At 70.1% G+C, this 15,216-nt stretch carries 12 protein-coding genes, 1 pseudogene and 1 riboswitch; of the genes and pseudogenes, 5 read left to right on the top strand and 8 right to left on the bottom strand.

Annotation, left to right across the window (positions count from 1 at the left end):
- Positions 1-198 precede the first annotated feature (198 nt).
- On the bottom strand, positions 199-756 hold the full coding sequence (locus ACFY9I_RS36290; protein WP_391009830.1) for a hypothetical protein: 558 nt from the start codon (positions 754-756) through the stop codon (positions 199-201).
- A gap of 415 nt (positions 757-1,171) precedes the next feature.
- Here ACFY9I_RS36290 and rlmN point away from each other — a divergent pair, with 415 nt between their 5' ends.
- The 5 genes from rlmN to ACFY9I_RS36265 all read left to right on the top strand — a co-directional run bounded on the left by rlmN (position 1,172) and on the right by ACFY9I_RS36265 (position 7,197).
- Complete coding sequence (gene rlmN, locus ACFY9I_RS36285; protein ID WP_391009827.1) at positions 1,172-2,278, top strand: 23S rRNA (adenine(2503)-C(2))-methyltransferase RlmN; 1,107 nt, start codon at positions 1,172-1,174, stop codon at positions 2,276-2,278.
- A gap of 74 nt (positions 2,279-2,352) precedes the next feature.
- Positions 2,353-2,460: riboswitch (TPP riboswitch) on the top strand.
- A 99-nt stretch (positions 2,461-2,559) separates the two neighbouring features.
- Positions 2,560-3,642, top strand: a complete 1,083-nt coding sequence (locus tag ACFY9I_RS36280; protein ID WP_391009848.1) for a thiamine ABC transporter substrate-binding protein — start codon at positions 2,560-2,562, stop codon at positions 3,640-3,642.
- A 17-nt stretch (positions 3,643-3,659) separates the two neighbouring features.
- Positions 3,660-5,336: an ABC transporter permease subunit gene (locus ACFY9I_RS36275; protein ID WP_391009824.1), complete on the top strand. Its 1,677-nt coding sequence runs from the start codon at positions 3,660-3,662 to the stop codon at positions 5,334-5,336.
- Complete coding sequence (locus tag ACFY9I_RS36270; protein ID WP_391009821.1) at positions 5,336-6,370, top strand: ATP-binding cassette domain-containing protein; 1,035 nt, start codon at positions 5,336-5,338, stop codon at positions 6,368-6,370. Before ACFY9I_RS36275 ends, ACFY9I_RS36270 begins: the two co-directional genes overlap by 1 nt.
- A gap of 11 nt (positions 6,371-6,381) precedes the next feature.
- Positions 6,382-7,197: a maleylpyruvate isomerase family mycothiol-dependent enzyme gene (locus tag ACFY9I_RS36265; protein WP_391009818.1), complete on the top strand. Its 816-nt coding sequence runs from the start codon at positions 6,382-6,384 to the stop codon at positions 7,195-7,197.
- Between the two features lie 74 nt (positions 7,198-7,271).
- Here the strand turns inward: ACFY9I_RS36265 and ACFY9I_RS36260 are convergent, their stop codons facing one another.
- From ACFY9I_RS36260 to ACFY9I_RS36230, 7 genes and pseudogenes are all read right to left on the bottom strand, one after another.
- Complete coding sequence (locus ACFY9I_RS36260) at positions 7,272-7,991, bottom strand: LAETG motif-containing sortase-dependent surface protein (RefSeq protein ID WP_391009815.1); 720 nt, start codon at positions 7,989-7,991, stop codon at positions 7,272-7,274.
- A 190-nt stretch (positions 7,992-8,181) separates the two neighbouring features.
- Positions 8,182-9,303, bottom strand: a complete 1,122-nt coding sequence (locus tag ACFY9I_RS36255; protein WP_391009812.1) for an LOG family protein — start codon at positions 9,301-9,303, stop codon at positions 8,182-8,184.
- Between the two features lie 142 nt (positions 9,304-9,445).
- On the bottom strand, positions 9,446-9,862 hold the full coding sequence (locus ACFY9I_RS36250) for a VOC family protein (protein WP_391009810.1): 417 nt from the start codon (positions 9,860-9,862) through the stop codon (positions 9,446-9,448).
- A 131-nt stretch (positions 9,863-9,993) separates the two neighbouring features.
- Positions 9,994-11,271 (bottom strand): hypothetical protein, encoded by a 1,278-nt coding sequence (locus ACFY9I_RS36245; RefSeq protein ID WP_391009807.1) that lies wholly within the window; start codon positions 11,269-11,271, stop codon positions 9,994-9,996.
- Between the two features lie 1,058 nt (positions 11,272-12,329).
- Positions 12,330-13,031, bottom strand: a pseudogene (locus tag ACFY9I_RS36240) (ABC transporter ATP-binding protein); the annotation flags it as partial.
- A gap of 213 nt (positions 13,032-13,244) precedes the next feature.
- Positions 13,245-14,609, bottom strand: coding sequence for an aspartate aminotransferase family protein (locus ACFY9I_RS36235; RefSeq protein ID WP_391009805.1), 1,365 nt, complete (start codon positions 14,607-14,609; stop codon positions 13,245-13,247).
- A gap of 19 nt (positions 14,610-14,628) precedes the next feature.
- The gene (locus ACFY9I_RS36230; RefSeq protein ID WP_391009802.1) at positions 14,629-15,165 is read right to left on the bottom strand and encodes an Lrp/AsnC ligand binding domain-containing protein; all 537 of its coding nucleotides are present in this window, start codon (positions 15,163-15,165) and stop codon (positions 14,629-14,631) included.
- Between the last annotated feature and the right edge of the window lie 51 nt (positions 15,166-15,216).

Genomic DNA, 15,216 nt, shown 5'->3' with positions numbered 1-15,216 from the left:
TGCTTTACGGGCAGGTCCACTGACTGCCCGACTCGCCATCAGCTTACGGGGCCATGATCACTCGCCCCAAAGCAGCTCCAGCCCAAAGCCGCTCCGCCAACCTAGCTGCTTGCTAACCTCGCGCTTTCACGTGGCAGGGCGTCCGGTAGGAATGCGAACCGCCGCACACCTGACCGGCCCGATATCACTCAGTCGGATTCAGCGACGGATCTCCGTGTGGTCCTCTTCGATGAAGCTCTGCGTGCGGGTCTCCGTCCTGATTTGATTTGAGTCGCCCGAACCGACCGGCGGCAGGTTCACCGTGATGTTGCATGTCTGGGTCTGCGTAGCGGTGGTGGTTGCTGCCCCGCCCGTAGCGGCCGCATCCCCAGTTGTCGCGTCCCCACCGCTAGTAGTGACGGACTGGCTGCACAGAGCGTCCGCCGGAACCGGTACGACGGCGACGGGGGCGGGCTGACTGGTTTCCTCGACCCTGCTGAAGTACTTCTTGAGGTGATGCTTCTTGACATGGAGCGGGTCGTCGGAGTGGCCGTGGTGGGACTCTCCGGCGTGCGAGGGCCTGGATTCCTGATTGTGCCCCGGGGGGAGATCCTCAGCGTGGGCGCTGCCCACGGCGGAGACGGTCAGCGCGCCGATCGCTGCACTGAGTAGGGCGGTCTTCGTGCCAAGGCGCATGTGAACCTCCAGTAGTAGCGACCAGGGTTTATCCATGGACGCCCTGCCCAACGCGGCAGTGACCGTTTTGTTCTCACGCATCACCCGTTTACCTCACAAGCCCATCCAAGTTGCTTCGGGACGAAGAGGTCATGCGGCCGGCCAGGAGGTCCGGGCTGTCTCTGGGCTGTGCGAGGTCAACCGACGTCGACCGACAACGACAGAGGCCCACGGCATCTGAGCTGGTCAGCCAGAGGGCTGATCAGTACACGATCATGGCAGGCTCGCTGACGGCAACGACGACGGACGGCCGCGGCGCTCGGCGGCCCGGCACAATAGCGGCAGAGTGCCGACGGGCCACCCCATCAAGACTTGCCCGCATCTTCTAAGCGCCGGGTCTGGGCCGTCCCTGGGCCGTCCGAAGCCGACCAACGCCGACAGTCGGCACCCACAGGTGACCACCCCCACCCCGCTCTGGCCTGGGCTCCCCGAGTTGATCTGCGACACTGGGAGGGTTATGCCGAAGCCCGGAGAACTCACATTCGTCGCCCCCCGCGGAGCCAAGAAGCCGCCGCGGCATCTTGCCGATCTCACGCCTGTGGAGCGTAAGGAGGCTGTTGCCGCGATCGGTGAGAAGCCGTTTCGTGCCAAGCAGCTCTCGCAGCACTACTTCGCGCGGTACGCGCACGCCCCGGACCAGTGGACCGACATCCCCGCGGGTGCGCGCTCCAAGCTGCAGGAGGCGCTGCTTCCGGAGCTGATGACGGTCGTGCGGCATCTGTCGACCGACCAGGAGACCACCCGCAAGACGTTGTGGCGGCTGTTCGACGGGACGCTTGTCGAGTCGGTGCTGATGCGGTACCCGGACCGGGTGACGATGTGCATCAGTTCGCAGGCGGGGTGCGGCATGAACTGCCCGTTCTGTGCCACGGGGCAGGCGGGACTCGACCGGAACCTCTCCACCGCCGAGATCGTCCATCAGATCGTCGACGGGATGCGGGCGCTCCGGGACGGGGAGATCCCGGGTGGGCCGGCGCGGCTCTCCAACATCGTCTTCATGGGGATGGGCGAGCCGCTCGCCAACTACAACCGGGTCGTGGGGGCCATTCGCCGGCTCACCGATCCCGAGCCGGACGGGCTGGGGCTGTCCCAGCGCGGGATCACCGTGTCGACGGTCGGGCTCGTGCCTGCCATCCACCGGTTCGCCGACGAGGGCTTCAAGTGCCGGCTCGCGATCTCGCTGCACGCCCCCGACGACGAGCTGCGCGACACCCTCGTGCCGGTGAACACCCGGTGGAAGGTGCGCGAGGTGCTGGACGCCGGATGGGAGTACGCGGCCAAGTCCGGGCGGCGGCTGTCCATCGAGTACGCGCTGATCCGGGACATCAACGACCAGGCATGGCGCGGTGACCGGCTGGGCCGGCTGCTGAAGGGCAGGCCGGTGCATGTGAACCTGATTCCGCTGAACCCGACGCCGGGCTCGAAGTGGACCGCCTCGCGGCCCGAGGATGAGAAGGCGTTCGTGGAGGCCATCGCCGCCCATGGGGTGCCGGTGACCATCCGGGACACACGGGGCCAGGAGATCGACGGGGCGTGCGGGCAACTGGCGGCCACCGAGAGGTGACCGGGGGCCGACCGTGGTTGCCGGCAGGAGTCGACTTTCGGCCACGGGGTACTCTGACCCCCGTACACATTTTCATATTCCGGCAGGGGAGCGCCACAGCGCTGAGAGTGCGGCATTCGGGCCGCAGACCCTCTGAACCTCGCCCAGGTCATTCTGGGTAGGAAGTTCGGTCATCACTCAAGCTGTTGCGCCCTGCCCGGGAATCCTCCGCGGAGTCCCGGGCAGGGCCGCGTCTCTTCCTGGTCAACCCAGGAGGAATCACATCAGTGGGCATCACATCAGTGGGCATCACCAAGAAGGCGACGGTTCTGGCCGTCGGGCTGGGCCTGGTCACGCTGTCCGCGTGCGGCTCGTCCGGATCCGATGCGAGCGGCGGTGGCGGCTCCAAGACCGTGACCCTCGTCAGCCACGGCTCCTTCGCCTACTCCAAGGACGTGCTGAAGGCGTTCGAGAAGGAGTCCGGGTACAAGGTCAAGGTCCTCAAGAGCGGGGACGCCGGGCAGGCCGTCAACCAGGCGATCCTGACCAAGGACAATCCGCAGGGTGACGTCTTCTTCGGCGTCGACAACACGCTGCTGTCCCGCGCGCTCGACAACGGCCTCTTCCAGCCGTACGAGGCGAAGGGGCTCGACAAGGTCGGCGCCGCGTACCAGCTCGACAAGGACCAGCACCGGGTCACGCCCATCGACTCCGGTGACATCTGCGTCAACTACGACAAGGCGTACTTCAGCGAGAAGAAGATCGAGCCGCCGAAGTCGTTCGACGATCTCCTCAAGCCCGCCTACAAGGACCTGCTCGTCACCGAGAACGCCTCCACCTCCTCGCCCGGCCTCGGATTCATGCTCGGGACGGCCGCGCAGTACGGCGACGACGGGTGGGAGGGCTACTGGGAGAAGCTCAAGGCCAACGGCGTGAAGGTCGTCGACGGCTGGGAGCAGGCCTACTACCAGGAGTTCTCCGGGTCGACGGACGGCAAGAAGGCCGGCGGCGACCGGCCGCTCGTCGTGTCGTACGCCTCCTCGCCGCCCGCCGAGGTCGTCTACGCGGACCCGCGTCCGAAGACCGCGCCCACTGGTGTCGCGACCGGCACCTGCTTCCGGCAGATCGAGTTCGCGGGGCTGCTGAGCAACGCGAAGAACGCCGAAGGCGGCAAGGCGCTGATCGACTTCCTGATCTCGAAGGAGTTCCAGGAGGACATGCCCCTCAACATGTTCGTGTACCCGGTGGTCGAGGGTGTGTCCGTACCCGCCGAGTTCACCGAGTACGGGCCCGCGGCGAAGGACCCCGAGACCATGGCACCGGAGAAGATCGCCGAGAACCGTGACCAGTGGGTCAAGTCGTGGACGTCGCTGGTACTGAAGTAGAGAAGGCGTCCACCCAGATGGCGAAGGCGACCGCCGAGGTGGCGAAGGCCCCTGGGCGGAAGACCCGTTCGGGGAGCGCCGCGCGGCTCGCGCTCATGGCGCTGCCCGTCGCGTTCTTCGGGTTGTTCTTCGCCTATCCTGTCGCCGCGATCGTCGAGCGGGGGCTGCGTGTCGACGGAATCTGGCAGTTCGGGCGGATCGCGGAGGTACTGGGGGACTCCGGGATCCGGCACGTGTTGTGGTTCACCACCTGGCAGGCGCTCGTCTCGACCGCGCTCACACTGCTGATCGCGCTCCCCGGCGCGTATGTGTTCGCGCGCTTCGATTTCAGGGGCAAGGAGATTCTGCGGGCGGTCGTCACCGTGCCGTTCGTGCTGCCCACCGTTGTCGTGGGGACGGCGTTCCTGGCGCTGGTCGGACGGGGCGGGCTGCTCGACGAGCTGTGGGGCGTACGGCTGGACACGACCGTCTGGGCGATCCTGCTCGCGCATGTGTTCTTCAACTACGCGGTCGTCGTCCGGACCGTGGGTGGGCTGTGGGCGCAGCTCGATCCGCGGCAGGAGGAGGCCGCCCGGATGCTCGGGGCCTCGCCGTCGGCCGCGTGGCGGAGGGTGACGCTCCCGGCGCTCGCGCCCGCCGTGGCCGCCGCCGCGCTGATGGTCTTCCTCTTCACCTTCACCTCGTTCGGGGTGGTGCAGATCCTCGGCGGGCCGACCTTCTCCACGCTCGAAGTGGAGATCTACCGGCAGACCTCGGAGATCTTCGACCTGCCGGCGGCGGCCGTCCTGACACTGGTGCAGTTCGTCGCGGTCGGACTGATCCTCGCAGTGCACGCGTGGACCGTACGGCGACGGGAGACCGCGCTGCGGCTCGTGGACGCGTCGCTGACGGCGAGGCGGCCGCGCGGGGCCGGGCAGTGGGCGCTGCTGGGTCTGGTCCTCGCCACGGTCGTCGTACTGATCCTGCTGCCGCTGGGCGTCCTCGTCGAGCGCTCGCTCGACGCGCCAGGATTCGGCTACTACAAGGCGCTGACCGGCGACGACGGCGGGATCTTCCTGGTGGCGCCGATCGAGGCGGTCGGCAACTCGCTCCGCTACGCGCTGGCGGCGACCCTCATCGCCCTGGTGATCGGCGGGCTCGCCGCGGCCGCGCTGACCCGGCGGGCCGGCCGGCTGGTCCGGGGTTTCGACGCGCTGCTGATGCTGCCGCTCGGGGTCTCCGCGGTGACCGTCGGCTTCGGGTTCCTGATCGCGCTGGACGAGCCGCCGCTGGATCTGCGGTCCTCCTGGATCCTGGTGCCGCTCGCCCAGGCCCTGGTGGGTGTCCCCTTCGTCGTACGCACCATGCTGCCCGTGCTGAGGGCCGTGGACGAACGGCTGCGGGAGGCGGCGGCCGTGCTCGGGGCGTCGCCGTGGCGGGTGTGGCGTGAGGTGGATCTGCCGATGGTGCGGCGGGCGCTGCTGGTGGCGGCCGGGTTCGCCTTCGCCGTGTCCCTCGGGGAGTTCGGCGCGACCGTGTTCATCGCGCGCGCCGACAACCCGACGCTGCCGGTCGCCGTGGCCCGGCTGCTCGGACGGCCCGGAGACCTCAACTACGGCCAGGCCATGGCCCTTTCGACAATTCTGATGGTGGTGTGCGCGGTGGCCCTGCTGGTGCTGGAGCGCATCCGTACCGATCGCACGGGGGAGTTCTGATGCTGCTCACTCTGGAGGACGCGACCGTACGGTTCGACGGGCGTCCCGTGCTCGACGCGGTCGGTCTGGCGGTCGCCGAGCACGAGATCGTGTGTGTGCTGGGGCCCAGCGGCAGCGGCAAGTCGACGCTGCTGCGGGTGGTCGCCGGGCTCCAGCCCCTCGACGGAGGACGGGTGTCGCTCGACGGACGCGACCAGGCGGGCGTGCCCGCGCACAAGCGCGGTGTGGGCCTGATGTTCCAGGACCACCAGCTCTTCCCCCAGCGGGACGTGGCCGGAAACGTCGCCTTCGGGCCGCGTATGCACGGCGCGGCGAAGGCCGAACGCGTCGCACGTGTACAGGAGTTGCTGGAGCTGGTCGGACTGCCCGGGGCCGCGCGCCGCCGTGTCGGGGAGCTGTCCGGCGGTGAACAGCAGAGAGTCGCGCTGGCGCGTGCGCTCGCCCCGCGCCCCCGGCTGTTGATGCTCGACGAGCCCCTCGGCCAGCTCGACCGGTCGCTTCGGGAGCGGCTCGTCGTGGAACTCAGGGAGCTGTTCGCCGAGTTGGGGACGACAGTGCTGGCGGTCACCCACGACCAGGGGGAGGCGTTCGCGCTGGCCGACCGAGTCGTGGTGATGCGGGACGGGCGGATCGCCCAGTCCGGTACACCCCTGGAGGTGTGGCAGCGGCCGGCGGACGAGTTCGTGGCCCGTTTCCTGGGGTTCGACAACGTGGTCGGCGCGAGGGTGACCGGGTCGGTCGCGGACACGGCCTGGGGCAGGCTGCCGGTGCCGGAGGGCTCGGCGCAGGGGGCGTGCGCGCTGCTCGTGCGGCCCGCCGGTGTGCTGCTGGTCGACGCGGCCGACGGGCTTCGCTGCACGGTTGTCGCCCGCACCTTCCGGGGCACTCATGTCGCCGTGCACCTTCAGCCCGGGGCCGGGCCGCGCCTGGAGGCGGCGTGCGCGCTGCGGGACGCGCCCCAGCCAGGGGACGAGGTCGGAGTGAGCTTCGACAGGGCGGAAATCGTGGTGCTGGGAGCCGGTCCGGCCGCATAGGGTGCGGCGTGATGCCAACGCTTACGCAGGAACCCCAGGCCCGCCATGACCGCTACTGCGCCGAGATCGCGCTCCAGGTACGGCAGTTGAGGGACATCGTGACCTCCGGCGCCGATCTGTCGGCAACCGTCCCGACCTGCCCCGAGTGGTCGCTGGAACAGCTCGTACGGCACACCGGCGGCGCCCTGCGCTGGGTCGAACTGAACGTACGGACCCGGTCGGAGGAAGAGGTGCCCGAGACCGACGTACCGTTCTACGAGGGCCCCGAGAAACACGGGGACCCGGACGCGCTGGACGCCTGGCTCGCGGAGACCGGTGAGATCACCGTGACCACGCTGCGCGAGGCGGGGCCCGAGGCGCCGGTGTGGTCGTGGGGCTGGGAGCGCAGCGCCGGGTTCTGGGCCCGCCGGATGGCCCATGAACAGGTCGTCCACGGAGCCGACGCCGCGCTCACCGTCGGACGGCGGGTGGAGGTGGCGCCGGAGATCGCCGCCGACGCGATCGACGAGTGGCTGGAGATCGTCGAGTTCGTCCAGCGAACCGAGCCGGACGACGAGGCGGCCGAACTGCGCGGCCCGGGGCGCAGCATCCACCTCCACGCCACCGACACGGACGAGCAACTCAACGCCGAGTGGGTTGTCGAGCTGACCGAGGACGTCGTGCGCTGGCGGCGCGGCCACGAGAAGGCCACGGTCGCGCTGCGCGGCCCCCTCACCGAGGTGCTGCTCGCCTTCTACCGGCGACTCCCGCCGGACGGTGGGCAGCTGGAGGTGCTGGGGGACCGGAAGCTGCTGGACTTCTGGCTGCGGCGGGCGACTTTCGGATGAGCGACGGGGAGATGTGAGGCCCGTACCCCTGGAAAGTGCCGGTGAGAGGTACGGGCCACGGCTTGGCGCGGGGCTCAGCGGGTGGAGGCCCCTCGCCGCCGCATGCTGTAGTACACGGCACCGGCACCGAGGGCGACCAGGGCGGCCGCGAAAGCGGCGATGGGCCCGGTGTGGGAGTCGGCACCGGTCTCGGCGAGGTTGGAGTCGCCCTCGGGGGACGGGGCGTTGTTGTCGCTGCCGCCTGTGGCGGTGGAGCCCTGCGGGGCCGAGGGGGTCGGAGAGGTCTTGGTCCGGGACGGCTCGCCCTTGTCCTTCTCCTGTTCCTTGTCCTTGCCCTTGTCCTCGGCGGGCTTCTCCGGGTTGCCCTGGGCGGCCGGCGGGGTGTCCGCCTCCTTCTCGCAGTCCTCGGCGGGGGCGATCAGGTTCGGCTTGATGTCCTCGTCGACGTAGTCCTCCGCCGTGACGTGGATGCGGTACTCGGCGTTGGGCTCCCAGTCCTCCTCGAAGGTGACGGTGACACCCTCGGCGGTGGAGTTCTCGATCGTCTTGCTGCCGACCATGCGCAGATCGGCCCCGTTGTTCTCCAGGTAAACCGTGATTTCGGCCTTGACACCCAGCGGGTCCACGTCGGTCACGCGGATGACGCCCTTGTCGCCGTCGCACGCGGCGACGGCGGAGAAGTCCTTGATGCTGCAGGCCATGGCATTGCCCGCGGCGCCGAACACGAGTGCGGCGGACGCGAATGCGACACCGAGGGAGCGCGAAGTTCGCGCGGTACGCAGAGATATGGACACGATTGCCCTTCACGGGAAGCACGGGGGAGTGGGGGTGACGGAGGGCCGCGAGCACAGCGGCTTCCCCATGTGCCTCACAGGTTTATAAGTGCGCGATAAGTACTGTCAATCCGAAGAAGTGTCCGAGCGGTTGGCTTTGCCCACTGATGAACCAAACGGACGCCTGCACTCCGCTCGGCGACGCCGCCGCTCAGCTCCCGAGACGTGCCAAGGCTTCCGGGGCCTCCTCGATGTGGTCCACCAGGGCGATCCGGGCCTCCATCGAACGTCCGTGCGCGAGTGCCTGGAGCAGTGGCCAGGTCGGCAGTCTTTCCGTCCAGTGGGAGCGGTCGACGAGGACCATGGGGGTCGGTTCACCACGCGATTCGTAGTAGTTGGGGGTCGCGTTGTCGAAGATCTCCTGGACCGTTCCTGCCGCGCCGGGCAGGAAGACTATGCCGGCGTTCGAGCGGGCGAGGAGGCCGTCCTCGCGGGTGGCGTTGGCGAAGTACTTGGCGATGTGCGAAGCGAACGGGTTCGGCGGCTCATGGCCGTAGAACCAGGTGGGGATGCCGACGGAGACGCCGCCCTTCGGCCAGCGGGCGCGCACGTCGAAGGCGGCGCTCGCCCACTCGGTGATCGACGGCGTGAACTTCGGTGCCTTCGCGAGGAGTCGAAGCGACTCGGCGAGCATCTCGTCGTCGTAGGGGGCCGCGTAGGCGCCCAGGTTCGCGGCCTCCATGGCGCCCGGACCGCCGCCGGTGGCCACCGTGAGGCCGGAGCGGGCGAGGGTGCGACCGAGGCGGGCGGCGCCCTCGTAGGCCTCGGTGCCGCGCGCCATCACATGGCCGCCCATCACGCCCACCACCCGCGCGCCGACCAGGAGTTCGTCGAGGGCATCCGAGACGGAGTCGTCGTGCACGGCGCGCAGCAGGGAGGCGAACACGTCCCGGTCGGCCTTGGTGCGTTGGAACCAGGCGTACGAGAGGGCGTCGGGTGTCGCCTCGTAGCCGTCCGTCAGGGACGCGAAGAGTTCGTCGGGGGAGTAGAGCAACCCACGGTACGGATCGAAGGGCAGGCCCGGGACGGGAGGGAAGACCAGGGCGCCGTCCGCGCGGATCTTCGCCGCCGCCTCCTCGCGCATCGCGCAGCCGAGGAAGACGGCTCCCGCCGTACTGGTGGCGAGCAGCTCACGCGTACGGTCCGTCAGGTCGACTGCCTGCAGACGGAATCCGGCGAGTGTGCCGCGTGCCGAAACCGTGGCATCGAACTCCTCGATCGTCTCGATCTCGTGGTCGTCGTGGTGGGCCGCGTGGGCGGGCATCGTCTGCACCCGCCCATGCTAGGGCGCTCCGCTGGGCGGTCGGGCGCCTCTGGGGTGGGGGCGACTGTGGCCGGCGGGCCGCGGGTGGGTGGGTGGTTGCTCGAGTGGTTCCCCGCGCCCCTTTACGGGGCGCGGTGGACGAGCGGAGCCTTCAGCCCTCGATCGCGGCCGGGTCCATCCACACGACCTCCCAGGTGTGGCCGTCGAGGTCGTCGAAGGCGCGGCCGTACATGAAGTCCATCTCCTGGACCTTCTCCGACGCGGTACCGCCGGCGGCGACCGCCTTCTCGACCAGCTCGTCCACCTTCTCGCGACTCTCCGCGCTCAGACAGAGCATCACCTCGCTGGTCTTCGTGGCGTCCGCGATCTCCTTCTTGGTGAACGAGGCGTAGAACGGCTTGGTGAGCAGCATCGCCACGATGGTGTCGCTGATCACGACGGAGGCCGCGTTCTCGTCGCTGAACTGGGGGTTGAGCGAGTATCCGAGCTCCGTGAAGAACTTCTTCGAGGCGTCGAGGTCGTTCACGGGCAGGTTGACGAAGATCATCTGCTGGTACGTCTGGCTCATGGCGTGGCCTCTTCCGGTCGTTTCAGTCGGTTCGGAGGGGTAGACCGCGGGCCCTCGCGAAACTCATCGCCTCTCGCGGATTTTTTTCCGTACGAGTTCTCCGGCGCCCTCGGGAGTGGGGTGGAGGAGGCTCAAGTGGCCAGCGGCAGCGCCGCCAGCTCGGCGACCGTCCAGGTCAGCGGGCCGAAGACGGCGATCAGGGCGCCCGCGCGGAGCAGGGCCGCCTGCCGGGGCAGCGCGTTGGGCGCTCCCAGCCGCAACAGCGCGGCCGTGGTGTCCGCGTGCGCCCGCCGGGCCTCGACGGCGGCGGTGGCAAGGGTGAGCACGGCGCAGCCGGCGACCACGAGCGCGCCCAGCAGCGTGAGCGGACCGACCGTCGGGCGTGCGCCGGAGGACAGCGTCACCATGGCGTACGCGCCGGAGGCGACCGCGCACACCACCCCGAGCGGGCGCCCGATGCGCCTGCCCTCTTCCTGGAGCACGCGCCCGGCGAGCAGCCGCAGTGCGCCGGGGCGCACTGCCTGGAGCAGCCGACCGGTGAGGTGGGTCAGCCCCGGCCCGGCGAGGATGAGTCCGAGCGCGGTGAGCAGCCACCCGCCGAGGACTCCGGCGGGACTGTTCGCGAGGCCGCCGGGGAGCGTGAGGCCGGTGCCGGGGTCGGAGTCTGCCGCGTACAGCTCCACGGCGAGGCCGGCGGCGAGCACGGCGACGCCCCAGGGGAGGCCGCCGGGTGCGGGGCGCGGGGCCGGCGGGTCCGCAGGCTCCAGTGGTTCGGCTGTCTCCTCGTCCGGCTCCTCCTCGTACCGCGTCGCACCCGCCGGGCACACGGCCCGCCTGCGGATGTCGAAGGTGTCGTACACCATGAAGCGCGTCCGGAGGCCTGCGGGGCGGGCCCGGGTGTCCTTGGGGCGCAGGACGAGCGCGGTCGTCACGGAGGAGACGGCCGGAACCAGGGAGAGGAGGGTGAGGGCGGCCGGCAGCGGCAGGGGGTGCCCGGCGGCGAGGGCATCGGTCGCGGCGCCGTCGAAGGGCGTGCCCGTGAGGTCACCGCGCAGGTGGAGGAAGAAGAACAGGGCCAGCAGCGAGCCGAGGACGGTGGACAGGGCCGTGGTGACCGCCGAGATGGCCATCAGCCGGCCGGGCCCGAGACCGATGGCGGACAGACCGGGGCGGGGGCGGGTGCCTGGGTCGGTGCGGGCCACCGTCACCGCGAAGTACACGGTGGCGGCGGCGGGCGCGGCGCACCACGCGAGGCGGAGCACCGAGCCTGCCGGGGCGTGCGGGTGGGCCATGGCGTGCCCGAGGGCGCAGAGCAGCAGAAACCCCGTGCCGGCGGTCGCTGCGGTGACCAGGAGGCGGCGGATCTGGACGACCGGGTGGGCCCGGCGGGCTAGGCGGAGAGCGAGCACGCGGCCCGGCCTCCTCCCCCGGAGACGGTCGGCCGTCCCCCACCGGCGATGACCGGTTGGTCGGCGCTGGTTGGGGTCGGCTGTGCCGCGCTGGTGGTGACCGGTTGGTCGGCGCTGGTTGGGGTCGGCTGGTCGGCACCGGCGGTGACCGGCCGTTCCACACCGGCTGCCGTCGGCCGTCCCGCACCGGCAATGACCGGCTGGTCGGCACCGGCTGCCGTCGGCCGTTCCGCACCGGCTGCGGGGCCACCTTCGCCTTTGGCGGGGGGCCGATCTGCCTGTGGAGCGGTGGGGCGGCCTGCCTGTGGAGCGGTGGGGCGGCCTGCCTGTGGGGAGGCGGAGCGACCTGCCGCTGGGGCAGTGGGTCGACCCTCCGGCTCGTCGGCGGATCGTTGCGCCTGAGCGGCGGTGAGTCGGCCTCTCTCCTCGGCGACGGGCCGGTCCTTGCCTTCGCGGGCGGACAGACGGTCCCCGTCGACGGCGGGCCGCTCGCCCCGCTCGGCGGGCACACGGCCCGCCCCTGCGGCGGTGGGCCGACGGCCCCCTCCCACGGTGGGACGTCCTCCCGGCTCGGCGGCCACTCGATCACCCCCTGCGGCTGTAAGTCGGCGCCGTCCTTCGGTGGTCGACCGGCGATCTGGATCGGGGGCGGGGCGTCCGTCGTTCTCGGTGGTGAGGCGATGGCCTGCTGCGGCTGCGGCTCGGCCTTCGTCTTCTGTGGTCGACCGGCGGTACGCGTCGGGGGTGGGTCGTGCTCCCCGCTCGGTGGTCGACCGCCGGTCCGCGTCGGCGGTGGGTCGCGCTCCCCGCTCGGTGGACAGTCGGCCACCTCCTGCTGTGGTGGGGCGGCCACCTCCTGCTGTGGTGGGGCGGCCACCTCCTGCTGTGGTGGGGCGGCCACCTTCCGCTGTGCTCGGGCGGCCGGCTGCCGCTGCGGTGGGGCGGCGGGTCCTGTCGGTTGGGTCGGTTGGGGGGTGGCCTGCATGTTCGGTCATGTGCCGGCCTCCCCTGGCGGGGGAGGGCCGGCCTGTGTCCTCGTCGGTGGGGCGGACGACGGCTTCGGGGGGTGACGGCAGGTGGACGGTTCTCACCTGTCGGCCGTCGAGCAGGGAGACCGTGCGGTCCGCGAGGGAGGCCGTGTCGGGGTCATGGGTGGCGAGGACGACGGTGATGTGGTGGGAGCGGGCGGCCGTGGTGAGGGTGCGCAGCACATGGGTGTGTTCCGCGCGGTGCAGCGGGGCGGTCGGCTCGTCCGCGAAGAGCACGGCGGGGGCGGCGATCAGCGCGCGGGCGACGACCACCCGTTGGCGCTCGTTCTGCAGGAGTGCGTGCGGACGCTTGCGGGACGAGTCGCGAACGTCGAGGCGCTCCAGCCACTCCAGGGCGGCGGCCTTGGCGGCCCGGCGGCCGATGCCGCGCAGCATCAGGGGCAGGGCGGTGTTCTCCCAGGCGTTCAGTTCGGGGACGAGGACCGGCTCGGGGTCGATCCAGCCGAAGTTGTCCCGGCGCAGCCGTTCACGGGCGAGCGAGCCCATCCTGTGCACGGGAACGCTGTTGAACCACACCTCGCCCCGCTGGGCTCGCAGTTGTCCGGACAGGCAGCGCAGGAGCGTGGTCTTGCCGCTGCCGCGCGGGCCCGTGACGGCGATGATCTCGCCCTCGCGGACGCTCAGCGACACGCCTTGCAGCGCGGGCGAGCCGTCGTGCGCGTAGGTCAGACCACGTGCCCAGAGCACGTCGTTGTCCGGCGGGGCCACCATGGGCGTACACCTCGGTTCGGATCAGGATTGCCGGGGGAGTCCCCCTTCCGGGGGAACGAAGGCAGGGCCGATCGGTTACAGGGGCACGCTAGGGAGTCAGGGTGGCAGGCGTCGGACAGCACACGGCCCGGGACGCCCCGATCTCACTCGGATGGGTGTGTCCCGGGCCGTTTGAGGAGCGGGCGGCAGGGTGCGGGCGGTGTCGCCGGAGGCCTACAGCAGGGTCCACGCCTCCGTCAGCGTCGCGCGCAGGATCTGTTCGATCTCGTCGAAGGTCGACTGGTCGGAGACCAGCGGCGGGGCGAGTTGCACGACCGGGTCGCCCCGGTCGTCGGCACGGCAGTACAGACCGTTCTCGAACAGGTTCTTCGACAGGAAGCCGTAGAGGATGCGCTCGGTCTCGTCGGCGTCGAAGCTCTCCTTCGTCGCCTTGTCCTTGACCAGCTCGATTCCGTAGAAGAAGCCGTTGCCCCGGACGTCGCCGACGATCGGCAGGTCGTGCAGCTTCTCCAGCGTGGACCGGAACGCGCCCTCGTGGTCGAGTACGTGCTGGTTGAGGCCCTCGCGCTCGAACAGGTCGAGGTTGGCGAGGCCGACCGCCGCCGACACCGGGTGGCCGCCGAAGGTGTAGCCGTGCAGGAAGGTGTTGTCGCCCTTGTAGAAGGGCTCGGCCACACGGTCCGAGACGACGCAGGCGCCTATCGGGGAGTAGCCCGACGTCATGCCCTTGGCGCAGGTGATCATGTCCGGGACGTAGCCGAACTTGTCGCAGGCGAACATCGTGCCGAGCCGGCCGAAGGCGCAGATGACCTCGTCCGACACCAGCAGCACGTCGTACCGGTCGCAGATCTCGCGGACCCGCTGGAAGTAACCGGGTGGCGGCGGGAAGCAGCCGCCCGCGTTCTGCACCGGCTCCAGGAAGACGGCGGCGACCGTGTCCGGGCCCTCGAAGAGGATCTGCTGCTCGATCTGGTCAGCGGCCCAGCGGCCGAAGGCCTCGGGGTCGTCGCCGTGGATCGGGGCGCGGTAGATGTTGGTGTTCGGGACCTTGTGCGCGCCCGGCACCAGCGGCTCGAAGGGTGCCTTGAGGGCCGGCAGGCCGGTGATGGACAGGGCGCCCTGCGGGGTGCCGTGGTACGCGACCGCGCGGGAGATGACCTTGTACTTGGTTGGCTTGCCCCGGAGTTTGAAGTACTGCTTGGCGAGCTTCCACGCGGTCTCGACCGCCTCGCCGCCGCCGGTGGTGAAGAAGACCTTGTTCAGGTCGCCGGGTGCGTACGAGGCGATGCGTTCCGCCAGTTCGACTGCCTTGGGGTGGGCGTAGGACCACACCGGGAAGAAGGCCAGCTCCTGCGCCTGCTTGAACGCGGTCTCCGCCAGCTCGGTGCGGCCGTGGCCCGCCTGGACCACGAACAGACCCGCGAGACCGTCCAGGTACCGCTTGCCCTTGTCGTCGTAGATGTAGGTGCCCTCGCCCCGGACGATGGTGGGGACCGGGGAGTTCTCGTACGAGGACATGCGGGTGAAGTGCATCCACAGGTGGTCGTACGCGGTCTGGCTGAGGTCCTTGGGGCTCACGGCTATCGCGTCCTCACGGTTATCGGGTTCCCCACATGTAGGTCTGCTTCTTGAGCTTGAGGTAGACGAAACTCTCGGTCGACCGCACGCCGGGCAGGGTCCGGATGCGTTTGTTGATGACCTCCAGGAGGTGGTCGTCGTCCTCGCAGACGACCTCCACCATCAGGTCGAAGGACCCGGCGGTGATCACGAGGTACTCGACCTCCGACATGGCCGTCAGGGCGTCCGCCACGGGATCCAGGTCACCGTCGACGTTGATGCCGAGCATCGCCTGCCGGCGGAAGCCCACGGTGAGCGGGTCGGTGACGGCGACGATCTGCATCACGCCCTGGTCGAGCAGCTTCTGGACCCGCTGGCGCACGGCCGCCTCGGAGAGGCCGACTGCCTTGCCGATCGCGGCGTACGGCCGCCGGCCGTCCTCCTGGAGTTGCTCGACGATGGCGAGGGAGACGGCGTCCAACTGCGGAGTGCCGTTCCTGGGCTCCTTGGAGTGCTTCCTGGGCTCCTTGGAGTCTTCGGGGTCTGCGCTTCGACTGGCCACGCGCTCACTGTGCACGACGTATCAACAGTTCCGCAAGGCTGAACTGATGAAATTCGTTGTCTGTGG

This window comes from Streptomyces sp. NPDC012510 (genome assembly GCF_042955065.1).
Lineage (GTDB): Bacteria > Actinomycetota > Actinomycetes > Streptomycetales > Streptomycetaceae > Streptomyces.
Note: the sequence above shows the minus strand (reverse complement) of the source record. Positions and strands in the feature narration are given on the sequence as shown.